The following is a 23,161-nucleotide window of genomic DNA, read 5'->3' as shown; positions in this document are numbered from 1 at the left end:
GCACAGGCAACCGCAGGGGTCGCCACTGTCAATCGTGGTCCGGATGCTGGTAGCTGACGATGCTATGCAGCTTCTCCGCACCGTAGTTCTGCAGCGTAGTCTGGCTCGGCAGGTTGGCGATACCCACCACCCAGCCGAGCCGGGATTCGGTTCCGAACTGCTGGGTCGGGATCACCATGTCCGGGCGATCGAACGTTCCGGTCATGATCTCGATCCTGGGGCCGTCGATGCGGCGAAAGCTCAGCGGCGTGCCGCAATCGCGGCAGAAATCGCGCTCGGCGATAGAGGAGGAGCGGAATGCAGCGGGCTTGCCGCGGGTCCAGGCGAAATCGGCGTGATCGATGTCGGCGAATGAGGCGAACGGCGCGCCCGAAGCCTTCTGGCACATCCGGCAATGGCAGATGCTGATCTTCTTCGGCGGCGCCGACAGCGCAAAGCGGATTGCGCCGCATTGGCAGCCGCCGGTCAGAACGGTTTTTGCGGCCGAAGTCATGCTCGCTCCACTCGTTGCCAGGCCTGCTGCAGCGCCGCCAGCGCGTCGCCACCGGCGAAAATGAATTCGCTAACACCCGCGCCACGAAGGGCGGCTTCCTGGTCGCCGGGCCGGCCCGCCAGATAGATATGCTTCGCGCCCGCGGGTTGAAGGGCGTTGGCGGCGGCGGCCGCCTGTGCGGCATAGACCTTGTCCGACGAGCACAGGCACACCAGCGCCGCACCTGACGTCTTGAACGCCTTGGCCAGCGCCGCTGGATCGGTGAACCCTTCGGTATCGACCGCTTCGATGCCGCCGGTCTCGAAGAAACTCTTGGCAAAAGTGGCGCGCGCGGTGAAGTCGGCGGGCGTGCCGAGATTGGCCAGGAACACCTTCGGCCGCGCGCCGGAATTCTTCAGAAGCTGATCCGAGCGGTCGCGCAGGCGTTCGAAGGGTTCGGCAAGCCGCATCGGCGGCAGCGGATCGAACTTGTATTTTTCTTCGCCATAGGGCGCGAGCGCAACGGGCCTGGCATCGAGCACCGCGACCTGCGCCTCATGCAGGTTCGGAAATTCGGTGGCGCCGGTCAGCACTTCCTTGCGCCTGGCAATGTTGGCCTCGCGCGCCGTCCGCGTCGCCGCGACCTTGCGCTGGATCAGGTTTTGTTCGAGGGCAGCGAACACGCCGCCGGCTTTCTCGATCTCCTGGAACAATGACCAGGCCGCTTCGCAAAGCTCGCGCGTTAGGGTTTCAATGCCGCCGGAACCGGCGGCGGGATCGGACACCTTGGCGAGATTGGATTCCTCCAGCAGCACCAGCTGGGTGTTGCGCGCCACGCGGCGCGCGAACGGGTCGGGCAATCCCAGCGCCAGCGTATGCGGCAGCACATTGATACCGTTGGCGCCGCCGAGCCCAGCCGAGAACGTCGCCATCGTCGCGCGCAGCATGTTCACGTAAGCATCGCGCTGGGTCAGCATCCGCCATGCGGTGTCGGCGGCAATGAACAGCGGTTTTGGCGTGAGGCCGCAGGCTTGTTCGATCCGCGCCCACAGCAGACGCAGCGCGCGGAACTTTGCCAATGTCAGGAACTGATCGGCATCGGCGGCAAGCCGCGCATAGACCATGGCTTGCGTATCCTCGAGCCCAATCCCGGCGCTCTCGATGGCGCGCAGATAGGCGACGCCGGCTGCCAGCACGAAGGCCAGCTCCTGCACTTCCGATCCACCGGCGTCATGGATCACCCGCCCGTCGGCTGCGGCGAACGGGCCCTTGAATCCCATGGCCGCGAGGCCTTTGATCGCGCCGGTGACCGCGGCAACGATCTCGGGCCAGGCATAGGAGCTGGATCCCCAGACCGCGCAGCCGCCGATCGGGTCGAGCCCGAAACGGATATCGCAGGCGGCGGGATTGAGGCCCTTGCGCTTGACATATTCCGCGACATGGATCGCGGCCGTCCGCGACTGCGGACCGATCTGCAGCTCGATCGAAATGCCGGCGTCGATGAACACGCCGTCCAGGACTTTCTCGACCGCTTCCGCCGAGGGATCGAGCCCGAAACCATGGGCGCCGTTGGCGCCAGCGAATACCAGGGTCAGTCCGTTGGCGCCGTTCTCAAGGTCGTGCAGCGCCTGCGCGTTGGCGCTTCCCGCATCGGGATGGTCGATCCGCTGCATGATCTGCCACGGCGCGGCCGCGGGCCGCCCTGCGACCGGCGCGGCGGCGCGCGTGCGCTGATAGATCGGCTCGATCTTCAGGCCATCCGAGGTCTTGCCGACCAGTCTCTCGAACGGCGCGCCTTTCAGCACGCCGTCGACCAGCTTGCGCCAGTCGTCATAGGTTGCCGGCGCGAAATCCGCCGCCAGCCGCAGGTCGTCATTTACAGATGTCATCCGGCAGGTCGCTCCCTGGAGCCGTTCTGTTGTTTGGCCGGAAATTGCCACGTGGCGGCCGCCAAGCCAAACGGTTGTTTTCGGGGTTTAAGCAGCTGATTTCGGTCAGGCAAGGGCGGGCAACCGCTCGATCCCCTCGGTTGATAGCTGTGCCAGCGCCGCAGCAACGCTGCGTCCCGCAATGAGACGGTCGGGCGCAATCTCCGCAAGCGGCACCAGCACGAAAGCCCGTTCGAACAGCCGGGGGTGCGGCAGCGTCAGTTCCGGTTTCTGGATCGAGACGTCGTCATAGGCGATCAGATCGAGGTCGAGGGTGCGCGGACCCCAGCGCTTCTCCCGGGCGCGATCGCGGCCGAATTTTTGTTCGATCTTGTGCAGCGTGAACAGCAGCGCATGGGGATCGAGGCTGGTCTCGATTTCGATGCAGGCGTTGATGAAGCGCGCCTGCTGCTCATCGCCCCAGGGCGGGGTGGCGTAGTCGGAGGAGCGCGCCAGCAATGCTGCTTGCGTCATGCCGCAGATATTGGCGATCGCCTTTTGGAATGTCGCGCGGACGTCGCCGACATTGCCGCCGAGCGCGATCAGGGCGTCAGCCATGCGACGGCGCTTGCCGCGTCCGCGTCAGGACCACGCCGACATCCTCGAAGATCGCGGCGATCGGGGCGTGCGGCTTGTGAACGGTGACCTTGATCGCGCTCACCCTCGGAAATGCCGCCAGGACAGCTTCGGCCACGGCGCCGGCCGCCCGTTCCAGCAGTTTGTAATTGGCGTTCTTGAAAGCCGCGGTCGCGGTCGCAACCACATTGGAATAGGACACGGTGTCGGCGAGGCGATCGGTGCGCGAGGATTCCGCAAGATCGATCGAGAGTTCGAGATCGATGACGAAACGCTGCCCAACCTCGGTCTCATGTTCCATCACCCCGTGCCGGGCATGGATGACGATGCCGGTGATGAAGATCGTATCGGTCATTGCCTATCCCAAATCGCTGCCGCCACCCGCAGCGCCTGTACGGTTTCCGACACATCGTGCGCCCGGATGATCCTGGCCCCGGCCTTTGCTGCAATGAGATGCGCTGCGATCGAACCGCCCAGGCGCTGATGCGGCTCCGACGGCACTACCGTGCTGATGAAGCGCTTGCGCGAGGCGCCGACCAATAACGGCAGGCCGAAGACGTGGAGTTCGTCGAGCCGGGCCAGCGCCGTGATGCTCTGTTCGGGGGTCTTGCCAAAGCCGATGCCGGGGTCGAGCACGATATCTTCACGTGATATGCCGGCTTTGTCGGCGATCTCCAGCGAGCGCGCGAAGAAGGCTGCAATATCCTTCATGATGTCGATGTCGGCATCGACCCGATCGCGGTTGTGCATGACGATGACGGGCGAATGGCGTGCCGCCAGCAGCCTCGCCATCTCGGGATCGCGTTGCAGGCCCCAGATGTCGTTGGCGATCGATGCACCTGCATCGAGTGCCCAGGCGACCACGGCCGATTTCATGCTGTCGATGGAAACGGGAACGCCGAGGGAAACCACCTCGGTCAGAACAGGCGTCAGACGCTTCAGTTCTTCGTCGGCGGAGATGGCTTTCGCGCCATAGGGCCGGGTGGATTCCGCGCCGATATCGATGATGTCGGCGCCCTCGGCGATCATGCGGCGAGCCTGCGCCAGCGCGGCCTCCGGCGCGATAAACTGCCCGCCGTCGGAAAATGAATCCGGCGTCACGTTCAGGACGCCCATCACGGCTGGATACGGCCGGGACAACAGCGCCCGAAGCACCGGATGATCTGCCGGGGTGGCCGCCGGAGCGGTTCTGGACGTGGTCGCGATCATGCGGTCGCTTTGCGCGGTCCGCGCATGGGAGTCAAGATGCGGGGGCGCCGTCCGGGCCGCCTCTGCAGCGGCTTGATAAATGATTAGTAAGTGATCTTGGGCTGAAGCTTGCGAGCCTTCTCAATCAGCTGCTCGACCGACTTTTCCGACGGCAAGACCCGGACGAGTTTGCGCCTGGTATTCACTTCTTTCATGTTCTGCGCCAGGCGCGCCGGGTTGCGGAGCGCGAGCTCGCGGACCGTAGTGACACCGGCGGCGCGCACCAGCCCGACCTTGGCCTTGCCCATGCCGGGAATCCGCATGTAGTCGGAGACATTGGCCCATTCGAGCAGCAGCTGCTCGCTGATGCCGGTCTTGGCCGCGAGCGCCTTGCGCCCTTTTACGGTGCGGGCGGCCTCGAGGAACCCGTCGGTGGTGCGAATGCCAAGCGATTTGAGTTTCGAAGCGGCGAAGGCTGGCAGGCCGTCAATCTCGGAGATGGGGTATGTCATGCTACTCGATCAAAAAGGTGCTTTAAGCGAACTGACTGAGGCCCGGCGTCCCTGCGATGATCTCGCCCATCTGATCCGCTCCGATTTTGTCGCGGCCAAACTTGAAAAGTTCACGCGCGATGCTCTGAATCTCGCCCATGCCCAAACCAAGCCCCATCAGCTTGGTTCCCAGCGCCATCAGACCGCCGCCCATCAACCTCGCAAGACCGCCGCTGTTGCTCGTGGCTGCGATCACGGCTTCCGCGCCGGGAATCTTGTCGATCAAGGCCTGGACTTTGTCGGAAGGACCCTCGTTGCGGAGGAAACCCAGGATGATGCCGATGGTTTTTTCAGCTACGGCTTCATCGATGCCGGCCTTTGCAGCCAGCTGCCCAATCAGTTCGTCCATATTGCCCCGCCTTCGACCCGTTGTTTGCCGGATCCTTGCTTGTGAATTTATCTTGATCTTCTGCTGCACGAATTACAAGCGATCGCCGCATTCGAAAGTAATTTTCGTCCTCGATCGCGCCGCGAGTGTTGCAGCATTGCAAGAGCAGGCGTGGAATCTGCGGAGATTTGTCGCGGGTCAAGCAGCCTCACTGCAACTTTCGTCGATCGATCGAACGAGGCCGGTCGATCCAAAGTCGACGAGCCGGGCTTCGGGTCCCCTGGGCGGCGTTGACCGGTTTCAATCGGCTTGCAAGATGCAGTATGATAAGGCGTCTGGCGACTGAGACCCCTGGGTAGGCGCGCGAAGAGGCGATGCAATGGCTACGTCCGAGAACAAGATGGCCGATACAGGCGAGAAGATCTTCATCGGGAGGGGTGAGCAGCCGGCCTGGCTGACGCTCGGGCTTGCAAACCGCCATGGTCTCGTCACCGGCGCTACCGGAACCGGCAAAACCGTCTCGCTGCAGGTGATGGCCGAGGGATTTGCGCGTGCAGGTGTTCCGGTGTTTGCCGCCGACATCAAGGGGGACCTTTCGGGCATCGCGGAAGTCGGCGAGGCGAAGGATTTCATCCTCAAACGGGCGACCGCGATGGGGCTGGCATTCCAGCCCGACCAGTTTTCGACGGTGTTTTGGGACGTGTTCGGCGAGCAGGGGCATCCGGTGCGCGCCACGGTCTCGGAAATGGGGCCGCTGCTGCTCTCCCGCATGATGGATCTCAACGACGTCCAGGAAGGCGTGCTGAACATCGCCTTCAGGGTGGCCGACGAGCAGGGACTGCTGCTGCTGGACATGAAGGATCTGCGGGCGATCCTGTCGTTCGTCGCGGAACATGCCGCCGACCTGACCACGCAATACGGAAACGTCTCCAAGCAGACCGTCGGAACCATCCAGCGCCAGCTTCTGGTGCTGGAAAATCAGGGCGGTGCCAAGTTCTTCGGCGAACCGGCGCTGGCGCTGAAGGATTTCATGAAGACCGACAGCGACGGCCGGGGCATGGTCAACATTCTGGTGGCGGACAGGTTGATGGAGAGCCCCCGGCTGTACGCGACCTTTCTGTTGTGGATGCTGTCGGAGCTGTTCGAGGAGCTGCCGGAGGTCGGCGACCCGCCGAAGCCCAAACTGGTGTTCTTCTTCGACGAGGCGCACCTCTTGTTCAACGATGCGCCAAAAGCCTTGATGGACAAGATCGAGCAGGTGGTGCGGCTGATCCGCTCGAAGGGTGTCGGGGTTTACTTCGTCACGCAAAACCCGATCGATGTGCCGGACAAGGTGCTCGCCCAGCTTGGCAACCGGGTGCAGCACGCGCTGCGGGCCTTTACCCCGCGCGATCAGAAGGCGGTGGCGGCGGCCGCGCAGACATTCCGGCCCAATCCGAAACTCGACACCACCAAGGTCATCACGGAACTGGGCAAGGGCGAGGCGCTGGTGTCGTTCCTGGAGGGCAATGGCACGCCTGCGATGGTCGAGCGTGTCATGGTCCGGCCGCCGGCGGGGCGGATCGGACCGATCACGCCGGAGGAACGCAAGGCGATCATGAGCAAGAGCCCGGTGAAAGGCAAATACGACACGACAGTCGATTCCGAATCTGCCTCCGAGATGCTGCAGAAGCGCGTGGCCGGAACCGCGGCGCCTGCGGACGGCCCGGCCGGCGGCGGAGGCGGTGGAGGAGTTCTGGCGCAGATCGGCGCCATCGTCGGAACGATCTTCGGCACCAACGTCAAGCGGGGAAAACTGTCGACCGGTCAGGTCATCGCGCGAAGCGTCACGCGGACAGTCACCAATCAGGTGGCCGGTAACGTCGCGGCCAGTGTCGGAAAATCCCTTGGCGGGGCGATGGGCAGTTCGGTCGGCCGCGCGCTGGTGCGCGGCGCGCTTGGCGGGTTGCTGCGGCGGTAAGATTCGAAGCGCGACGTGATCTCCCTCTGATTTTCCGGAAAGCCGAGTGTGCTGAGATATCCGTCGTTGCGAGCGCCGCTCGATATTCTGTTTCTGGTCTGCGTCATCGCGCTGACGGCCGACGTTCTGGTTCCGGAAATCTGGGGCAACGGCAAGACCAAGGACTATCCGCTGTGGTTCTGGGCCGGGCAGCAGGTGCTGGGGGGCAAGGACCTCTATCCCAGCAATCCCGACACCACTTTCGATTTCATCTATCCGCCGCTGTCGGCGGTCCTGCTCGCGATCCCCAGTTATTTCGGCAAGATACCGCTCTATCTGTGCCTGTCGCTTTTCAACGCGGTGGCATGGTGGATGACGGCTCAATTCTCGCACGCGATGGCGGGCTCCGGCCGGATCCCCGGTCCGTGGCTGTTCGCGCTGCCGGGCTTCGTCACCATTACCTTCGTGTTCGACATGTTCGATCTCGGACAACCGAACCTCGTTCTGCTCGCCATGATGCTGTTCGGGTTCTGGCTGCTGCAGCATGAACGCCCCTGGATGGCCGGCAGCATGTTTGCACTGGCCTCCGCCATCAAGGTCTTCCCGGTGGCGGTGTTTCCCTATCTGATCTGGCGCAGGCAATGGGCGACCGCCGCGAGCATGGTCGTGTTCCTGGGCGTGTTGCTATTCGTGCTCCCGGCGCCGTTCCGCGGCTACCAGCACAACGTCTCCGAGTTGAAGACGTGGTACCGGGGAATGGTCGGGTCGAGCTCCGAGAAAGGGTTCGGCCAGCGCGACGAGCAAAACTGGTCTTGGGTCAACCAATCCATCATCGCGGTGACGCATCGTCTGACGCGGCCGGTGAACTATAACCAGGATGATCCGAGCAAGCCGCCGCGCACCATGAATCTGGCCGATCTCAGCTTCAAGACCGCCAACTGGATCGTGCTCGCGATATCGTTTCTGATCGGGGTCGGCTACCTCGCGGTGATGCCGGCGGCCTCGCGCGTGACCCGGCGGTCGAATGCGGAAGAACTCGGCATCCTGTTCTGCCTGATGACGGTAGCCTCGCCGCTGGCCCGGCAGTATTATTTCATGTGGCTGTTCTTTCCGATCACCGTCCTGATCCATCGGGCGGCCTATGATTCCCGCACCGCCGTGCGGGCGGGCACGTGGGCCGCCCTGGCGTTCGCGGGAGGCCTGATGTGCCTGTCGTTTCCGGTCTTTCCGAACGACCTGCAGGCCTGGGGCAACAACCTCGCGGCCGCCGCCGTGATAACGGGCGGATTGGTCTGGCATATCCTTCATCCGCCTCCGGATGCCGCAGCCGGCGTCTTGTCTCCGGACGCCGGCAAGCTACAACCTGACACGCCACTGCAACCCCGCTAGGGTCTGATCCAGCTTCGCTGAATCAGACCCGTCGCTTACCTTCTTAGTCGGGCATGATCCTTTCCGAAAACCGGTTTCCACTTTTCGGGATCATGCCGTAACCCAGGGAAAGATCGCAATGTCCAACGCGGCGCAACTTCAACCGGTCCTTGATCGCATCGATGCCGATTTCGACAACAGCCTCGAGCGGCTGTTTGCCCTGCTGCGGATCAAGTCGATCTCGGCCGATCCCGCCCATGCCGGAGACTGCAAGGCGGCCGCCGATCACCTCGCCAGGGATATCGCGACGCTCGGTTTTGCGACCGAGGTCAGGCCGACCGCCGGTCACCCCGCCATCGTCGCCAAAGCCAATGGCGGCAAGGGACGGCCGCATGTGCTGTTCTACGGCCACTACGACGTACAACCGGTCGATCCGCTCAATCTCTGGCATCGTCCGCCGTTCGAGCCCGTGGTTACCGACCATGCCGACGGGCGCAAGATCATCGTCGCGCGCGGCGCGGAGGACGACAAGGGGCAGTTGATGACCTTCATCGAAGCCTGCCGGGCCTGGAAGTCGGTGACGGGTGCGCTGCCGGTCGACATCACCATCGTCATCGAGGGCGAAGAGGAAATCGGATCGAAGAATTTCGTGCCGTTTCTTGAGCAGAACAAGGCGGACCTCGAGGCCGACTTCGCACTGGTGTGCGACACCGGCATGTGGGATCCGAATACGCCGGCGATCACCACGTCGCTGCGCGGACTCGTCTACGACGAGGTGCGGATCAAGGCCGCCAATCGCGATTTGCATTCCGGCATCTTCGGCGGCGGCGCGCAAAATCCGATCCGGGTGCTCACGCGCATTCTCGGCGGCCTGCATGACGACAATGGCCGCATCACCATCCCCGGCTTCTACGACGGCGTGAAGGACCTGCCGCCGGACATTCTGGCGCAATGGAAGAATCTGAACCTGACGCCGGATTCCTTCCTCAAGCCGATCGGTCTTTCGATTCCCGCCGGCGAGAAGGATCGCCTGCTGATCGAACAGGTCTCGTCGCGCCCGACCTGCGACATCAACGGCATCATCGGCGGCTACACGGGGGAGGGTTCGAAGACGGTGATTGCGGCGGAAGCCTCCGCCAAGGTTTCCTTCCGGCTGGTGGAGGGGCAACAGCCCGACAGGATACGCCAGGCGTTCCGCGATTACGTGGCCGCGCGGCTGCCGGGCGACTGCAAGGCGGAATTCATCGACCATTCCAATGCGCCGGCGATCGCGCTCGACTGGAACATGAAGCCGCTGGCCGCCGCCAAGCGCGCATTGACCGACGAGTGGGGCAAGGAAGCGCTCTTGATCGGTTCGGGCGCGTCGATCCCGATCGTCGCGGATTTCAAGCGCACGCTCGGTCTCGACACGGTGCTGGTCGGCTTCGGCCTCGACGACGACAACATCCATTCGCCGAACGAGAAATACGACCTCAAGAGCTTCCACAAGGGCATCCGTTCGTGGGCGCGGATTCTCGCGGCGTTGGCGGACGCGCCGCGGTAAAGCAGCCGTGCAGGATGGGTGAGCTTCGCTGTGGCACCGCGATCTTTCCGCGTCGTCCCTGCGAAAGCAAGGGACCCATAGCCACCGGCGAATGATGTTGAAGATGCCGTCTCACACCGGAGCTTCACCGCGAAGCCGCGGCGTATGGGTCCCGGATCGGCGTTCGCTTGCGCTCACTTGTCCGGGACGACGCGGGTGAGTTCCGATTCAATTGTCAAACAGCGACAGGGCGTGCGTCCGCATTGTCGCGGCGCGATGCGTCCGAGCTTTGCGTCGATGGCCACCCTCTGAAGGAAGAGGGCGCAGGGAAGACCGGGTGCGCGCTGCACCCGCGGTTCCGTGTGCAATTGTTATTGGGAAAAACGCACACGAGCATATAGGTTCAGCGGAGGCAATCCGGCCTTCCCTGCGCAATGGTTTTACGGCTTACTCCGAGCTCTCCCCGGTGACCGGGCTTTCTTGCCACCGTCATCCGCGGGAAGTTTTGCTTCCCGCGAACTTGACACCAGCGTCGGGGCGTCAGGACCACACGTCTTCACCGTCCGCTCGAGTTGCGCTCGTCAGTCGCAACTTCCGCGTCCACCGCATCCCACCGCGCGTTCGTGACGATCGCGATCCGCCCCTCTCATCGGGTGAGACGCGCGGAGCTATAGTGATGATTTGCCCGACGGGTTAAGCGGAATCTTGCCCGTCGGGTTGATTTGTCGCACTCGGTCGTGAGATTTCGCATGCGCGCGCGGCGAAGCAGTTGGCGATTTTCGCAAATCGGCCAGGAGGCGGCGAACTGCCGAACAAGAAACGCCGCCCGGAATTGGGCGGCGTTTGGATTCGTAGTGCAGAGATTGTTGGAAAAAATACCACACCGGAATTCGAGAACTTTCAATTCTCGTGGCTGGGGGGGTAGTGTCCTAATTTGGGCGGAGACGGGTGGCTTCCGCATACAGTCCTTCAAACCCTGAAAAGGCTCCTGGATTTCCCCCGGCCTGGGTTCGGCGGTCCATCAGAAACCCTTCCAAAGCCTTATGGGTCCAGCGAATGCTATGGCCCCAATGGCTTCGGAAGAATCGACGATTGGCGCCTTTGGCAACTATTCCGACTATGTCAAATGAGCCGGCTATGGTCGCCGCCGCTTGCTCTAACTCTTTATCGAATGCTGGATCGTCCGTGTTCCACCATTTCTCGCCTGGATGCTTTCGACTTGCCAGAAAGAGGGCTTGGCGCGCCGCCTTTACATGAGGCGTTTCTAACATCTTCATTAATTCAAATCGCTTGAACGTCTGAATCTGCACGTAAGCGGCAATTGCGGCCACAGCCGCTATAATAGCTAGAGCGATTTGCGACCAATAATATGCATTGACTAGCATCGTCATCCTAGCTCCCGTCGTTGCTCTGCCACAACAGCTGCTCTCACCGCATCCACCGGCGATTTAATCGCCCCCTGATGCAGCACCGAGAAGAACCGGCGCTTTGTGCTTCCTTCGATTGGAATACGGTGACAGCGCGTTCAATTGACTGGTCGAATCGAAATTGAGTGTACTGGACTGCACGGTCACCGAAATTCCCGAAATTCCAGCGTGGAAGCTCGCTGGGGAAAGGCAAATAAAGTGCACTGTCACCGAAGTGCTAGGATTGAGAGACGAGTGCTACAGTGACGACATCAAAAGGGAAGTTAGTCCTCCTGCTCCCGCACGATTGACTCCCTGCCGAAGCCGGGCGGCATGTAGCAAGTCACATGTTTCTTCAACGCGCATAAGTTTACCGAAGGCTTGAAGCGATCAATTCCGAGCAATGTCAGATCATCTTTTGGGCCAATATAGCGATACAAAGGGGCATCAGACTCTGCCAGTGCGTTCTTCGCCTCGGGCTTCCTGACCTTGGAAGGTTGCGGAGATGATCGACCTGGCTGGCTTTGAGCGACCACAGGCGCGTACTGCAACGGCGGCGCAATCTTGTTTTCCGCCTCCAGAGGAGCCTGCGCAGTTTTTTCCGGCGGGTTGCCTTGAACAATTTTTGGCTCAGCGGAGCAGTTCACAACGATAAACCCGTTACACATGCTGTTCTTGCTCTCTTGCCCAGGCTTGCCGCTGCCTTCCTTACTGGCAAGCAATTCCTTGCCTTCCTTCAGGAACGAAATGATTTCGTTAGGGAAGGAAATCCAAGCAGCAACGACGAACGCGATCACCACAGCAAGGGCGACCCACGGCCATCTAGACTTTTCGTCATCTGTTTCGAAAGCTAGCTTCATCAGCGCCTGCCTGAAAGCCAGCGTGTCCCCTTCACTCGCCATGCTTTCGCCCCCCAATAAGGCATGACTTCCGGCAAGTCGGAATAGCGTCCCAAGCGCAAACCCCTTAAAAGCAAGCGATTTCCGGGGAGTGTGACATCTTTCAGTGCGATATTTTGGTTACTGTCCTTTTAGCCACATCCGTGGCAGCCCAGGGAATAGCTTAGTAAGAGGAACGCCCCGGAGCCGGGCGACCCATGCTAACCGCCCTCAGGTACGCGAGCACTTCACCGAAGAGGAATTACGGTGACCGTGCACTAGTTGACCTGTCGCATCCCGGCCAGCCCGTAGGGCGGATTGGAGCCGAAGGCGTGATCCGCCGCGCCAGCGACAGCCCCAATGCACATGGCAAGCACCTTACGCAAGATAGCGATGCGATCGACGAGCAGGCTTTTTCGCCGTTCCAAAAGGTCGATCGTGAAGAACGAGCACCCGCCCGGAACAAACGCGCGAAGATAGTTCGACAAGCGGCGCAGGATAGCACAAGCAACGTTGGCGTTAGCTGGGCGGCGGATTGCGCCTTTGGCTCTAATCCGCCCTAAGTGCCGTCACTGCAATTCCGCGTAATTCCTTGCGTCCCGTAAACGTTACGGCTTGGCTGGTATTTCCGTTTCCGATAACGGACTCGGCTGGCGGCGGTGAGCCGTCCGGCGCCAATGGCGGCGCGCCAACAATTTCACGTCGAACGTTCTCCACCGAGACGCGCACGAACGACAGCATTTCAGCCCAATGGGTTGCCTGTGGTGTATCCACTTCCCACTGATGGACCCGATCTGCAATGAAAAGTCGTAGTCCCACCGTAAGTTTCGTCTCGTGGTCGTTCACGGGTTCGATCCAGCCCGGATAATGTGCGAGTAGGTTCCTCAACTCGCGGTATTCCGCCAGTTTATGAATGATGGTATCGGCGATCTCTTTGTCCCGACGGCTTCGGATGATTGGCTTAACGCGATCAATCTTAGCTTCCAGCCCCTGCTCAGCGCGCCAAGCTTGCTCCTGTTCATAATATTCGCGATTCACCGCTCCATGATCGTTCGTTCCGAACATGTTTGCCAGGGCGAGCAATGTCAGCTCATTTTCAATGCCGAAGGACGTGGAGAGGACACCGCCTCTTATCTGGCGCAGCCATTGCTGAAGCTCTCCAACGCTCGGGTTGAGCGGCCGGTCAACGTGAAACTCGAAGAACTCACCCGGAGCAAGCCTTACCCAGGCGTCGCCCGGCAATGATTCCGTCATTTCCCGTGGTCTGCGCATGATCCACCTCGAAGGTCCAACGGCCCATAATGGCCTCTATTTGCCTCTGAGCGGCATCATTTCTCGTAGACCATACGATGAAGCCTCTCCAGTTCCGAATTGAGCGTTTTGATGTTGTTGCAGACATGTCGTGCCCGATCGCACTCGTTTGGCCCGAATTCCAAGATCATTTCAATCTCTGAGCGGATCATGCTTTTCCCATAGTGGAAGTCATTTAGGATCAGGTCGATTTGCCGCGCCACCTTCGACCCGGCAAGCTTGCTACGGAGTTCATTCAGCCGGATCATTGTCTCGTTCACGCTGCTTTGTGTTTCTTCGAAATTCTTTCGCAACTCGGTCATTGTCTTCGCCGTGGCCGTGTCGTTGGCAATTGCCTCCAATTGCTTAAGCATTCCGCTGCGCCAGAACGTGAGGCTGCCAGCCGCTTTCGCCGCTTTCGTTTCGTCTCGATGAAGCCAAGCTTCCAGAATTGGTTTGAGTAGAGCGGCCACCGCGCTCGCACTTTCCTTGATGGTAGTTCTCTCAAATCGAGGATCGTACTATTTGTCCAGTTCGTCCAGAAGCCGCAAGACGTCTTTCGACGCGGCTTCCACATCCAGGATTTCCTTCAGCGCGCCCGGAAGATCGCCTGCGGCGAACAATTTCGCCGCCTGCTTGCCGTGCTGATGGACCAGCGCGTGAGGTTTTTCGAGCAGGCCGAACGCACGATGGCTTCGCGAGGCGCCTGAGGCGTCGCCGTAGTACCATTTTCCGAGACGGCAGGAATGGTGATCCGCCAGTTCATCCGGTTTCAATTTGACGCGTCCGACCGCCATGTCCGCGAGACGCTTTTTCCAGATCACGTGGTCCGCCTTGGCGAGACGGGGAATCTTGTTGTCGAACGAAAATCTAGAAACGTTCTGAATCTCCTCTCCCACCAGGCTGTGGACGACGTCGATCTGGCTGGAAATGGCCGCCACCTGCTCGACGCTCTGCTGCGTCATGGCGGCGATGGAGGAGACGCCTTGAGCGATTTCGCGTGACGCATCGGTCTGCTGATTGAGGATATTGGCGATTTCGTCCATGCCGGTCGTGACGCTGGATACCTGCTTGCTGACCCCGACCATCGCGTCACCGAGCGATGTCACGACATCGCGGCTTTCCTCCGCTGCTCTCGTGCAGTCGGACATCGCCTCGACAATGGTGTGGATGTCGACACGCAGCTGGTCGATGCGGGTCCGGATATCGACGGTGGCGCGGCTGGTCTGCTGCGACAGGCTCTTTACCTCCGTCGCCACGACGGCAAAGCCTTTGCCTGCCTCGCCGGCCCGTGCGGCCTCGATGGTTGCATTCAGCGCCAGAAGGTTGGTCTGTTTGGCGATCGCATCGATCGAACCCACGATGGTTCCGATCGCCTCGGATGCCTCGTTCAAGGCAATGATCTTCTCCGACGCCAGATTTGCGGTGGTGCTGACGCGGCCCATGGCCGTCGACGCGGAACCGGCGGTCGACATGCCGCGCTCGGCGCTGGCGCGCATTTCAGCGGCGTCGCCCGTTGCGGCCTGTGCGGTGGTCCGGATCTGACCGATCGACGCCACCATTTCCTCGCTCGCGGCAGCCAGCGACTGGGTGCGCTTGTCGACCTCGCGCGATGTCGCGAGCAGGCGGGCGGTCGAGATCGCGGTCTCGCTTCCTTGAATGCTGAGATCGACGATGCGGTCGAGGTCGCGGGATGCGCTCGAGGCCAGTCGTTCCAGCAGCCGGACGATGGCGTCAGACAAGGGATCCTTCGCCGCCGGTCGCTCCACGTCGAGGCGGCCATCGATCATGGCGTCGATACACGCAACCAGGGCCTGGTCGCGCGCCTCGAGTTCGGCCAGTTGGGCCGCCGCCAACGCGGCGTCGGCTGCGCGACGGACCGTCGTCGTGGAAGAACGGAAAGGTGAAGAAAGAATCGCCATGCAGCCCCCAATCGGCACTTTTTTGTCGCGGCCGGCAATGTCGGTGGTTTGGGTTAATTTCCGACGAATTTTCCTGCATGGCGGCCTCGGCGCCAGGCATTATGTTGCTGGCAACTGCCGCCGCAGGCGGCGTCGCCCAATCTTGAATTGCGAGTTGTGCGACCTTCACCGCACGACAACAAAAAACGCCGCCCGGGATTGGGCGGCGTTTTGATTCGTAGTGCAGAGGTTGTTGGCGGCAATACTACACTGAAATCTCGAATTTTCAATTCTTGTGGCTGCGGTCGAGGTTGCCGCCTTATGGCGCCGGAATGGCCAGCAGGCTGGAAATGCTGCGGCCGCGGATGTCGTAGACGCGGGCAAACACCACGTCGTCGCGCTTGATCTCGACCATGACCGGCGCGGTCAGTCCCTTGCAGTAGAACTCGCCGAGCGTCATGGCGAAGTCGGCGGCATTTGCGTCCCAGCCGATCGTGAAGTCGGGGCCGAGCGCGACCTGGGCGGGGCGTTGCGGGCCGCATACCGCGACCTTCCATTTGCGTCCCCTGGGCGGCGCTTCCTGCCGTTCGACGATTTCCTCGCGCAGGCCGTCGGAGGCCTGCTTCAGCGCGAGACCCCAGTAATCCAGCATGAACAGATCGGTGGCGCCGCGAACCGTGCCCGCGACATGGTTGAAGTGGGTGTACTGGTAGGGATGCAGCCGGATCATTTCGCCGAGCGGCAGCAGCAAGCCGAACGTGAATATGGCCACGGCGACGGGCTGCCAGCTGCGGCCGTTCGTCTTGAGCCAGTTCATTCCCCACGCGAAGGCTGCGCCTGCAAGTACGGCCATCGGCGGGATGACGAATATGAAATGGCGAATGCCGTTGTAGAGCGCCGGGCGCTTCACCATCGCCACCACCAGCGGCAGCGTCGCCGCGAGCGTGAGCATCAGCAGGATGGTCTTGCGGCGGGCCGGCACACCGCCGCGCGACAGCGACATGAACGTACCAACGACACCGACAGCGGCAAGACCCAGCAGGATTTCGGGAAGCTGCAGGGCGAACAGCGTCGGCAGATACGACCATGGCATGTCCGGTACCGACACCAGCGCGCCACCGAACATTTCCTTCCACGGCTTCTCGAAGAAGTTCGAGAAATAGGTCAGGGCCTGGAAGGGATTGCCCGGCTCCATGATCGACCACGGCCAGATCAGCCCCATCACGAGATAGCCGAAAACCAGGCCGGGCAGCAGCATGTACACGACATGGGCAAAGCGGCGAGCGGCTTCACGCGCGCCTTGCCTGTGAATCTCCTCGAGCAACAGCGGAACAAAGCCGACCGCGGCATAGACCAGGGCCAGCCCGCCGAGAATCCGCGACCCGATCGACAGGCCCGCGCCGATCCCTACGATCAGAACGGTGCGCGGCGAGGGCGAGGGGTATTCCTGAGCCAGGCGGACGAGGCCGAGCATCAGGATCATCATCGAAACCGCGAATGGCGCATCCTTCGGATTCATGAACATGTGCCCGTAGAAGGTCGGGCACAGCGCCAGCAGCAGCAGCGTTGCCAGTCCGGCCAGCGGGCCGCCGACACGCCGGCCAAGCCGCCACGTCACCGCAAGACCGATCAGGCCGACGACGGCGCCGAGCAGGCGGCGGGTTTCAAACAGGTCCAGCGGGATGATCTTGTGCAGCAGTGCGGCCGCCATGTCGAAGCCGCCGCCATACATATAGAGGTTGGCGAACGACAGGGCTGCGGTGTCCTTGAAACCGGACCCATACATGCGCAGCAGCAGGTCGGCATATTCGGCGTGCGTATAGTCGTCCCAGCCTAGTCCATAGTCGCGGAACGTCAGGCCAGCGATCAGCCCGATCACCGCCAGCACAAGGATGGCGAGGTCGTCGCATGTCCGCTCCACCGAGCGCCGCAAGGGCGTATCGATGGCCGAAGTCGTGATGGATGACATGGCTATTGGTAACCCGGTGTCCCTTTGCGGCCCTGCTCTTTGGCGCTTTGGGCCTCGTTCCCCCGCTTCCATATAGCGCAGTTCCCTTTCCAAGTAATTGGGAATTGTGACGTAATTTCCCTGATGCAACGCAGCAATCGTCGCGGCGTCCTATGGGCTCCTGGTCTTGCGGACGGGTTTGGAGGACCGGATCGCATCCCCTACCGAGGCCGATCGGGTTTTTCGCGGGAACCACATCCCTAATTGGTGGTTGGCGATGCACACAATATGACGGTATCGTGGCGATGGCGGCTGGCGAGCATTTCGGGCGCGGCCGGGGGGTGAATTCGATGATGGTCGTGCTGTTGGTCGCCGGGATTGGCTTTCTGCTGGCTGGCCTGGTGGCGATCGGGTTCGGTATCCCGATCAACGAATTCGGTTTCGGCAACACCCTGATCCTCGCCGGTACAATTGCGGCGTGCACCGGGATGCTTCTGCTCGGCTTCTGGACCGCGGTTAAGGAGCTGAAGACGATCGCGCGGCGGCTGGGCCCGGCCGGATTGCACGCGGGAGCCGCGCTGGAGGCGGCCCCGGGCGCGTCATCGCGCGCTTCGGAAAGCGGCTTCCTGTTCAGCCGCGACCAGCCGGCGGCGGAAGGCGCCGGCATCGCAGAACCCGCGGCGCCGTCGCCAGGGGGGGCACCGGTGCCGTGGCAGGAGGAGGCCGCGCCCCGCAATCTCGCGTCCGCTGACGCGCCCGCCGTGCCGGCGCCAGCCGAGGCCAAGCAGCGGCGCAACCTGCTGTTTTCGTCGACGTCCCGGAAGGAACGTGAGCGCGCCCAGGCCCGTACCAGCGAGCCGCTGTCGCCCGACCTTCCGTCGCCTGATCTTCGCCCCGCACCTCCGGTCCCGCCGCCGGCTTCCGAAGCAAGCGTGCCGCCGCCTGCGACGTTCGACGACGCCTGGCCAAAACCGGAACGCCCCAGGGCCGCCGCCGCGCCGCCGCGGCGCAGTGGCCGGACGCCATCGACCTTTGCCGAACCAGGCGCCGCCGCGGACCGCTCCCCGCCGGCTGCGCGAAACGACGACCAGCCGCCGGTGACGGTCCTCAAGTCGGGCGTCGTCGATGGAATGGCCTATTCGTTGTATTCCGACGGCTCGATTGAGGCGCAGATGCCCGAAGGCATGATGCGGTTCGCCTCGATCGATGAACTGCGCTCGCATCTCGACCACCGTCAATGAGCGCGCCCGTCGTTCCGACGAAGCCAAAAATAAAGCGCCGTCGTTCTTGTCACGTCGGCTGCAATCCGCTCATATTCGGCCAGTAGTGCAAGATTCCGAAACGTATTGGCGTTGCGGAATACTGTCCGATCCCGAAAAGATCCTTGCGCGATTGCGATCTCTGGAAGGTTTAGCCATGAGCGACGGCGCCGGAAAAAGTTTCATCGACCTGACCGCCGATATCGTGTCGGCCTATCTCAGCAATAACCCGACGCCGGCCTCCGAAATCCCGGCCCTGATCGGCCAGATTCACGCAGCGTTGCAGCGGGTTTCGAGCGGCCGGATCGACGCGCCGCTGGAACCCGCCAAGCCCGCGGTTTCCGTCAAGAAATCGATGACGCCCGACTATCTGGTGTGTCTCGAGGACGGCAAGCGCTTCAAGTCGCTGAAGCGGCATCTGCGCAGCCGGTACAACATGACGCCGGAACAATATCGCGACAAATGGGGGCTGCCGGCCGACTATCCGATGGTGGCGCCGAACTATGCGGTGGCGCGTTCGGCGCTCGCCAAGAAGATGGGGCTCGGCCAGCAGCGGCGGCGGCGCGGCAAGTAGCCCATCGTCATTGCGAGCCAACAGGTCGCGCGAACGCGCGCCCGATGACAGGCTCCGCGAAGCAATCCATTCTTTCTTTGCACGTCGAGATGGATTGCTTCGTCGCGGAGCCTGTCATCGGGCGGCGCTTCGCGCCGACCCGTTGGCTCCTCGCAATGACGACTAGTCAGGAGGCGGCGGCAAGCGTCTCGCGCGCGTCCGAGCGGATGCGCTCGACCATGGCGCGCAGGCCGTTGGAACGCTGCGGCGTCAGGTGCTCGCGGAAGCCGAATTCGTCGAATACCGCGAGCGCATCGGTTGCTAGAACTTCCCGCGGCGTGCGGCCGGAATACAGCGTCAGCAGGATCGCGACCAGTCCGCGCACGATGTGTGCGTCGCTGTCGCCGAGATATTTCAGCAGCGGTTCGCCGCCGCTGCGGTCGATCTGCTTCGAGAGCCAGACCTGGCTGGCGCAGCCCTGTACCTTGTTGGCGGCGGAATGCTCGGCTTCCGGCATCGGCGCAAGCGTGCGCCCGAGTTCGATGACGTACCGGTAGCGGTCGTCCCAATCGTCCAGCAGCGAAAAATTATCCCTGATTTCGTCGATCGTCATCGTGTCCCGCGCTCAATCCCACAGCCATATATAGGATTGCAGGCGACCGAAAGCGATGCTGTCGGACGAAAATGGCGGCGGTTTCGGCCCGATTCGCGGAGTCAGGGCACGCCGCGCCAATCCGCCGCCAGGTCATCCGGCGTCAACGTATCGTGGGAGGCTGCGGCCACCGAAATCCCGGCGTTCTCGACACTGCCGATCGAGCCGGTATGGTCGGGCGCCTTCTTGTCGGTGATGATATGATAAAGCTTGCGCGCGCCGTCCTGGGCACGCTGGCCGATCACGGTCGCGGCCTGGCCGCCGACTTCGCACGCGGCCGGCTGGCGCTTGCAGAACTGGCTCATGTCCGACACCGCGGCGGTCGCAGCCGAAACGGCTTCCGACGCGCCGATCTGCGGCAGCTTGTCGGATTCCGGCGTCTTCTCTCTGGGCAGCAGCACGAGCACCAGCCCGAGCCAGAATGCCATGCGGAGCAGAAAAAACATCTCGCGCCCCCGGTCATCTCTCTTGTTTCCCTTGGTGCCTGACTAACAGCCGTCGATAAATCGCAAGTATCTGCATTGAAGTTAAATCGCCGAAAATTCGCGAAAAGTCCGATTGATTGGATTCGGTGTAAATTTTCGATTGATGACCGTATTCGGCGACAAGCTGGCCGTAACGGCCGTATCCACGATTTCGAAACCATACCCGGCCGGGGCTGGAAACCGGACGTTCACCATTCGCATCGAATGAGCGGTTCAGCTCGGTGAAACCCCCGCGAAGATTAAGGTCCGGAAGCGCCGTCGCGCGAACCTTAGCGTTCGCTTAATTTCGCTCTGACACGGTGGGGCAACGATAAGGGGGCGTTCCGGCGCGTCTGTTCGACGAACAAGCCGAAGCGCGAGAGCCGTGACAGTTTTGAGTATCATCCACGATTGCCTCGATGCGCTGCTGCATCCGTCCGCGCGCTATGACGCGCTGACGCGGGCGCGTCATCGCGCATTCATGGCGCCACGGCTGTTCGGAAGCCTGGCTGCCTTCGCGGCATTCCCTGCCTATCTGGCGATGCGCGGCGCGCCCACGGCGCTCGAGGTCGCGGCATTCGCCTGGCTGATCGCGCCCATCCTGCTGTCCTGGTTCCTGTCGCGTACCGGCCGCTACGAAGGCGCGCATGTGCTGTCGTCGCTGGCGCTGACCGGCCTCGTCATGACGGTGGCGATGACCACGGGCGGCATCGAATCCTTTGCCGCGATCTGGCTGGTCGTGGTTCCGCTCGAAGCCGCGCTCTCGGCATCGCGCCGGGTGGTAGCGTTCGCCTCCGCGCTGGCGCTGGCCTGCGCCGGGATCTTGATCGTGATCGGGCATTTCGGCCTGTTGCCGCCGGACGCCAGCGCGATCTCGCGCAGCATATTCATGGCGTTCGGGGTGGCATCGGCGACGCTCTACGCGGCCGGGCTTGCCTTTGCCGCCGAGTCGCTGGCGCGCACCAGCGTCGCGCTGCTTTACGTCGAGGAGGACCGCTATCGGCTGCTGGCGCGGAACATGGGCGACGTGATTTCCCGCCATAGCTGCAACGGCGCCGTGCAGTTCATTTCACCCGCCGTGCAGACGATGCTGGGAGCGCCGGTATCGCGACTGCTGGGGCACGGCCTGTTCGATCGCGTCCATGTCGCCGATCGTCCGGCCTATCTCACCGCGCTTTCCGATGCGGCGCGCGGCGGCGAGGCGCGCAGCGTCGAATTCCGCCTCAGGCGCGATGCACCGCGCGGCGGCGCGCGGGGCCCGAACAGTCAGGTCGATTTCATCTGGGTCGAAATGCGCTGCCGGCCGCTCGAACAGGCATCGGAAACGGCTGATACGACCGAGGCCGAGGTCGTCGCCGTGATGCGTGACGTCACCGACCGCAAGATCCAGGAACAGGCGCTGGATCTGGCGCGCACTGCCGCCGAGCAGGCGGATGCGTCCAAGACCCGCTTCCTCGCCACCATGAGCCATGAACTGCGCACGCCGCTGAATGCCATCATCGGTTTCTCCGAGATGATCGTTCAGGAAGACGTGCTGATGGTCGATGCCGCGCGCCGCAAGGAATATGCCCAGCTGATCAACGATTCCGGCCAGCATCTGCTGTCGGTCGTCAACGGCATTCTCGACATGTCCAAGATGGAATCCGGCAATTTCGAGATTGCGCCGGAACCGTTCGCGCCGCGCGCCGCCCTGCTCAATTGCTGCAACCTCCTGGCCCTGAAGGCGCGGGAGAACGGCATCGATCTCGTCACCCGCGCGCCCGAGGACTTGCCGGTCATGACCGGCGATCCGCGCGCGTTCAAGCAGATCGTGCTCAATCTCGTCGCCAACGCCATCAAGTTCACCGAGCGCGGCGGCACGGTGACGGTTTCCGCAGGGGTCGAGGGATCGCGGCTGGTGCTGCGCATCACCGACACCGGCGTCGGCATCGCGGCCGACGACTTGAAGCGGATCGGCGATCCCTTCTTCCAGGCCGGCAAGACCTATCAGCGGCGGCACGAGGGCACCGGCCTCGGGCTGTCGATCGTCAAGAGCCTGGTTGGCCTGCATGCCGGCGAGATGACCGTGCAAAGCAAGCTCGACGAGGGCACCACCGTGACCGTCGCGCTGCCGCTGGCCCTCGCGCCAAAGGCCGGGCAGCCGTCAAGCAATATCGCAACGCTGACGCCGACGCTGCGATCTCCGGCCCATGAACAAGAGAAACACCAAGAGCAATTTCATCAGGTGAAGAAAAGTGCCTAGAAACACCACGAGAGATGACGACATGCCGCGCCGCCGCCGCCGTGCGAGCGCGGTTGCGGTGGAAGCGGAAGCCGAACGCGGCCTCGTGATGCGCATCCTGCTGCACAGTCCGAAAGACATGGTGGCGGGCGCGCTGGCATTTGCCGCGGTCAGCGCCATCATCGCCAACGCCCTGTTCCTGCAGGCCGGACGTCATCCGTCGCCGATGTTCGGCACGGTGGTCGCGATGCCGGCGCTCGCCAGCCCATTGCCGCGTCCGCGCCCGGTCGAAGCCGCGGCGCGGTCTGCGGATGCAGCGCCGGTTGAACCCAGGATGGAATCAAGAGTCGAACTCAGGGCAGCCGAGCCGAAGAGCGCCGATCCCATGACCAATCTGGTCAAGGCGACCACGGCTTCCCCGGCAGCGCCTTCCAATGTCGCGCGGCCGCCGGCGCCGATCCCGGCGTCATCTCGTCATGAGACCATCGCCAACCAGACCCCGGCCGCGCGCCGCGTGGCGGCGGTGCAGCGTACGCTCACAGAGTACGGCTACGGCCAGTTGAAACCGACCGGCATCGCCGGCTCCGACACCCAGGCCGCGATCCAGAAATTCGAGCGCGAGCGCAGGATCCCGGTGACCGGGCAGGTATCGGATCGCCTGGTGCGCGAACTCACCGCGATGATCGGCCATCCGATCGACTAGGGCAGGGGGTTGGC

General features: G+C 62.5%; 23 protein-coding genes. 7 read left to right on the top strand and 16 right to left on the bottom strand.

Annotated features, from left to right (window positions below; all coding sequences use genetic code 11):
- Window positions 1–28: 28 nt before the first annotated feature.
- The 7 genes from KMZ29_RS18465 to KMZ29_RS18435 all read right to left on the bottom strand — a co-directional run bounded on the left by KMZ29_RS18465 (window position 29) and on the right by KMZ29_RS18435 (window position 5,064).
- Window positions 29–493 carry a GFA family protein gene (locus tag KMZ29_RS18465; protein WP_215620563.1) on the bottom strand — a complete coding sequence of 155 codons (465 nt, stop codon included), beginning with the start codon at window positions 491–493 and terminating at the stop codon, window positions 29–31.
- On the bottom strand, window positions 490–2,361 hold the full coding sequence (locus KMZ29_RS18460; protein ID WP_215620562.1) for a methylmalonyl-CoA mutase family protein: 1,872 nt from the start codon (window positions 2,359–2,361) through the stop codon (window positions 490–492). The genes KMZ29_RS18465 and KMZ29_RS18460 overlap by 4 nt, the downstream gene beginning before the upstream one ends.
- A gap of 105 nt (window positions 2,362–2,466) precedes the next feature.
- Window positions 2,467–2,958 (bottom strand): 2-amino-4-hydroxy-6-hydroxymethyldihydropteridine diphosphokinase, encoded by a 492-nt coding sequence (gene folK / locus KMZ29_RS18455; RefSeq protein ID WP_215620561.1) that lies wholly within the window; start codon window positions 2,956–2,958, stop codon window positions 2,467–2,469.
- A complete protein-coding gene (folB, locus tag KMZ29_RS18450; protein ID WP_215620560.1) occupies window positions 2,951–3,331 on the bottom strand; it encodes a dihydroneopterin aldolase in 381 nt (126 codons plus the stop codon). Before folB ends, folK begins: the two co-directional genes overlap by 8 nt.
- Window positions 3,328–4,185, bottom strand: a complete 858-nt coding sequence (gene folP / locus KMZ29_RS18445) for a dihydropteroate synthase (RefSeq protein ID WP_215620559.1) — start codon at window positions 4,183–4,185, stop codon at window positions 3,328–3,330. The genes folB and folP overlap by 4 nt, the downstream gene beginning before the upstream one ends.
- An 83-nt stretch (window positions 4,186–4,268) precedes the next feature.
- On the bottom strand, window positions 4,269–4,676 hold the full coding sequence (locus tag KMZ29_RS18440; RefSeq protein ID WP_215620558.1) for a DUF4332 domain-containing protein: 408 nt from the start codon (window positions 4,674–4,676) through the stop codon (window positions 4,269–4,271).
- Window positions 4,677–4,698: 22 nt separating this feature from the next.
- Window positions 4,699–5,064, bottom strand: a complete 366-nt coding sequence (locus KMZ29_RS18435; protein WP_215620557.1) for a DUF2267 domain-containing protein — start codon at window positions 5,062–5,064, stop codon at window positions 4,699–4,701.
- Window positions 5,065–5,422: 358 nt separating this feature from the next.
- On the opposite strand from KMZ29_RS18435, the gene KMZ29_RS18430 reads away from it, so the two are divergent.
- The 3 genes from KMZ29_RS18430 to KMZ29_RS18420 all read left to right on the top strand — a co-directional run bounded on the left by KMZ29_RS18430 (window position 5,423) and on the right by KMZ29_RS18420 (window position 9,893).
- Window positions 5,423–7,003, top strand: a complete 1,581-nt coding sequence (locus tag KMZ29_RS18430) for a helicase HerA-like domain-containing protein (RefSeq protein ID WP_215620556.1) — start codon at window positions 5,423–5,425, stop codon at window positions 7,001–7,003.
- Window positions 7,004–7,051: 48 nt separating this feature from the next.
- Complete coding sequence (locus tag KMZ29_RS18425; protein ID WP_249779729.1) at window positions 7,052–8,371, top strand: glycosyltransferase family 87 protein; 1,320 nt, start codon at window positions 7,052–7,054, stop codon at window positions 8,369–8,371.
- A gap of 118 nt (window positions 8,372–8,489) precedes the next feature.
- On the top strand, window positions 8,490–9,893 hold the full coding sequence (locus tag KMZ29_RS18420) for a M20/M25/M40 family metallo-hydrolase (protein WP_215620555.1): 1,404 nt from the start codon (window positions 8,490–8,492) through the stop codon (window positions 9,891–9,893).
- A 908-nt stretch (window positions 9,894–10,801) separates the two neighbouring features.
- Here the strand turns inward: KMZ29_RS18420 and KMZ29_RS18415 are convergent.
- The 7 genes from KMZ29_RS18415 to KMZ29_RS18385 all read right to left on the bottom strand — a co-directional run bounded on the left by KMZ29_RS18415 (window position 10,802) and on the right by KMZ29_RS18385 (window position 17,316).
- Complete coding sequence (locus KMZ29_RS18415; protein WP_215620554.1) at window positions 10,802–11,263, bottom strand: hypothetical protein; 462 nt, start codon at window positions 11,261–11,263, stop codon at window positions 10,802–10,804.
- Between the two features lie 299 nt (window positions 11,264–11,562).
- Window positions 11,563–12,180 carry a hypothetical protein gene (locus tag KMZ29_RS18410; protein ID WP_215620553.1) on the bottom strand — a complete coding sequence of 206 codons (618 nt, stop codon included), beginning with the start codon at window positions 12,178–12,180 and terminating at the stop codon, window positions 11,563–11,565.
- Between the two features lie 254 nt (window positions 12,181–12,434).
- Complete coding sequence (locus KMZ29_RS18405; RefSeq protein WP_215620552.1) at window positions 12,435–12,644, bottom strand: hypothetical protein; 210 nt, start codon at window positions 12,642–12,644, stop codon at window positions 12,435–12,437.
- A gap of 61 nt (window positions 12,645–12,705) precedes the next feature.
- On the bottom strand, window positions 12,706–13,428 hold the full coding sequence (locus KMZ29_RS18400) for a hypothetical protein (RefSeq protein WP_215620551.1): 723 nt from the start codon (window positions 13,426–13,428) through the stop codon (window positions 12,706–12,708).
- 56 nt (window positions 13,429–13,484) lie between these two features.
- Window positions 13,485–13,919 (bottom strand): hypothetical protein, encoded by a 435-nt coding sequence (locus tag KMZ29_RS18395; RefSeq protein WP_215620550.1) that lies wholly within the window; start codon window positions 13,917–13,919, stop codon window positions 13,485–13,487.
- 48 nt (window positions 13,920–13,967) lie between these two features.
- Window positions 13,968–15,368 (bottom strand): methyl-accepting chemotaxis protein, encoded by a 1,401-nt coding sequence (locus tag KMZ29_RS18390; protein WP_215620549.1) that lies wholly within the window; start codon window positions 15,366–15,368, stop codon window positions 13,968–13,970.
- Window positions 15,369–15,666: 298 nt separating this feature from the next.
- Window positions 15,667–17,316 carry a glycosyltransferase family 39 protein gene (locus tag KMZ29_RS18385; protein WP_215620548.1) on the bottom strand — a complete coding sequence of 550 codons (1,650 nt, stop codon included), beginning with the start codon at window positions 17,314–17,316 and terminating at the stop codon, window positions 15,667–15,669.
- 329 nt (window positions 17,317–17,645) lie between these two features.
- On the opposite strand from KMZ29_RS18385, the gene KMZ29_RS18380 reads away from it, so the two are divergent.
- Together KMZ29_RS18380 and KMZ29_RS18375 are read left to right on the top strand one after the other, a co-directional pair.
- Window positions 17,646–18,536: a DUF308 domain-containing protein gene (locus KMZ29_RS18380; protein ID WP_215620547.1), complete on the top strand. Its 891-nt coding sequence runs from the start codon at window positions 17,646–17,648 to the stop codon at window positions 18,534–18,536.
- 175 nt (window positions 18,537–18,711) lie between these two features.
- Complete coding sequence (locus tag KMZ29_RS18375) at window positions 18,712–19,128, top strand: Ros/MucR family transcriptional regulator (RefSeq protein WP_215620546.1); 417 nt, start codon at window positions 18,712–18,714, stop codon at window positions 19,126–19,128.
- A 166-nt stretch (window positions 19,129–19,294) separates the two neighbouring features.
- On the opposite strand, the gene KMZ29_RS18370 is transcribed toward KMZ29_RS18375, so the two are convergent.
- Together KMZ29_RS18370 and KMZ29_RS18365 are read right to left on the bottom strand one after the other, a co-directional pair.
- Window positions 19,295–19,720 carry a SufE family protein gene (locus KMZ29_RS18370; RefSeq protein ID WP_215620545.1) on the bottom strand — a complete coding sequence of 142 codons (426 nt, stop codon included), beginning with the start codon at window positions 19,718–19,720 and terminating at the stop codon, window positions 19,295–19,297.
- Window positions 19,721–19,821: 101 nt separating this feature from the next.
- Window positions 19,822–20,205 (bottom strand): DUF5330 domain-containing protein, encoded by a 384-nt coding sequence (locus KMZ29_RS18365; protein WP_215620544.1) that lies wholly within the window; start codon window positions 20,203–20,205, stop codon window positions 19,822–19,824.
- Between the two features lie 403 nt (window positions 20,206–20,608).
- Here KMZ29_RS18365 and KMZ29_RS18360 point away from each other — a divergent pair, with 403 nt between their 5' ends.
- Both KMZ29_RS18360 and KMZ29_RS18355 read left to right on the top strand, forming a co-directional pair.
- Window positions 20,609–22,465 (top strand): sensor histidine kinase, encoded by a 1,857-nt coding sequence (locus KMZ29_RS18360; RefSeq protein ID WP_215620543.1) that lies wholly within the window; start codon window positions 20,609–20,611, stop codon window positions 22,463–22,465.
- The gene (locus KMZ29_RS18355) at window positions 22,458–23,147 is read left to right on the top strand and encodes a peptidoglycan-binding domain-containing protein (RefSeq protein WP_215620542.1); all 690 of its coding nucleotides are present in this window, start codon (window positions 22,458–22,460) and stop codon (window positions 23,145–23,147) included. Before KMZ29_RS18360 ends, KMZ29_RS18355 begins: the two co-directional genes overlap by 8 nt.
- The last annotated feature ends 14 nt before the right edge of the window (window positions 23,148–23,161 follow it).

Origin of the sequence: Bradyrhizobium sediminis (assembly GCF_018736085.1) — a bacterium.
In the GTDB taxonomy this organism is placed as follows: domain Bacteria; phylum Pseudomonadota; class Alphaproteobacteria; order Rhizobiales; family Xanthobacteraceae; genus Bradyrhizobium; species Bradyrhizobium sediminis.
Note: the sequence above shows the minus strand (reverse complement) of the source record. Positions and strands in the feature narration are given on the sequence as shown.

What these genes read in the sequence shown, in the direction of transcription:
- KMZ29_RS18440 (WP_215620558.1), bottom strand. Translation starts at nt 4,676, where the DNA reads ATGACATACCCCATCTCCGAGATTGACGGCCTGCCAGCCTTCGCCGCT.
- KMZ29_RS18420 (WP_215620555.1), top strand. Translation starts at nt 8,490, where the DNA reads ATGTCCAACGCGGCGCAACTTCAACCGGTCCTTGATCGCATCGATGCC.
- KMZ29_RS18410 (WP_215620553.1), bottom strand. Translation starts at nt 12,180, where the DNA reads ATGGCGAGTGAAGGGGACACGCTGGCTTTCAGGCAGGCGCTGATGAAG.
- KMZ29_RS18415 (WP_215620554.1), bottom strand. Translation starts at nt 11,263, where the DNA reads ATGACGATGCTAGTCAATGCATATTATTGGTCGCAAATCGCTCTAGCT.
- KMZ29_RS18430 (WP_215620556.1), top strand. Translation starts at nt 5,423, where the DNA reads ATGGCTACGTCCGAGAACAAGATGGCCGATACAGGCGAGAAGATCTTC.
- KMZ29_RS18460 (WP_215620562.1), bottom strand. Translation starts at nt 2,361, where the DNA reads ATGACATCTGTAAATGACGACCTGCGGCTGGCGGCGGATTTCGCGCCG.
- KMZ29_RS18385 (WP_215620548.1), bottom strand. Translation starts at nt 17,316, where the DNA reads ATGTCATCCATCACGACTTCGGCCATCGATACGCCCTTGCGGCGCTCG.
- KMZ29_RS18370 (WP_215620545.1), bottom strand. Translation starts at nt 19,720, where the DNA reads ATGACGATCGACGAAATCAGGGATAATTTTTCGCTGCTGGACGATTGG.
- folB (WP_215620560.1), bottom strand. Translation starts at nt 3,331, where the DNA reads ATGACCGATACGATCTTCATCACCGGCATCGTCATCCATGCCCGGCAC.
- KMZ29_RS18365 (WP_215620544.1), bottom strand. Translation starts at nt 20,205, where the DNA reads ATGTTTTTTCTGCTCCGCATGGCATTCTGGCTCGGGCTGGTGCTCGTG.
- KMZ29_RS18400 (WP_215620551.1), bottom strand. Translation starts at nt 13,428, where the DNA reads ATGCGCAGACCACGGGAAATGACGGAATCATTGCCGGGCGACGCCTGG.
- KMZ29_RS18390 (WP_215620549.1), bottom strand. Translation starts at nt 15,368, where the DNA reads ATGGCGATTCTTTCTTCACCTTTCCGTTCTTCCACGACGACGGTCCGT.
- KMZ29_RS18465 (WP_215620563.1), bottom strand. Translation starts at nt 493, where the DNA reads ATGACTTCGGCCGCAAAAACCGTTCTGACCGGCGGCTGCCAATGCGGC.
- folK (WP_215620561.1), bottom strand. Translation starts at nt 2,958, where the DNA reads ATGGCTGACGCCCTGATCGCGCTCGGCGGCAATGTCGGCGACGTCCGC.
- KMZ29_RS18375 (WP_215620546.1), top strand. Translation starts at nt 18,712, where the DNA reads ATGAGCGACGGCGCCGGAAAAAGTTTCATCGACCTGACCGCCGATATC.
- folP (WP_215620559.1), bottom strand. Translation starts at nt 4,185, where the DNA reads ATGATCGCGACCACGTCCAGAACCGCTCCGGCGGCCACCCCGGCAGAT.
- KMZ29_RS18435 (WP_215620557.1), bottom strand. Translation starts at nt 5,064, where the DNA reads ATGGACGAACTGATTGGGCAGCTGGCTGCAAAGGCCGGCATCGATGAA.
- KMZ29_RS18380 (WP_215620547.1), top strand. Translation starts at nt 17,646, where the DNA reads ATGATGGTCGTGCTGTTGGTCGCCGGGATTGGCTTTCTGCTGGCTGGC.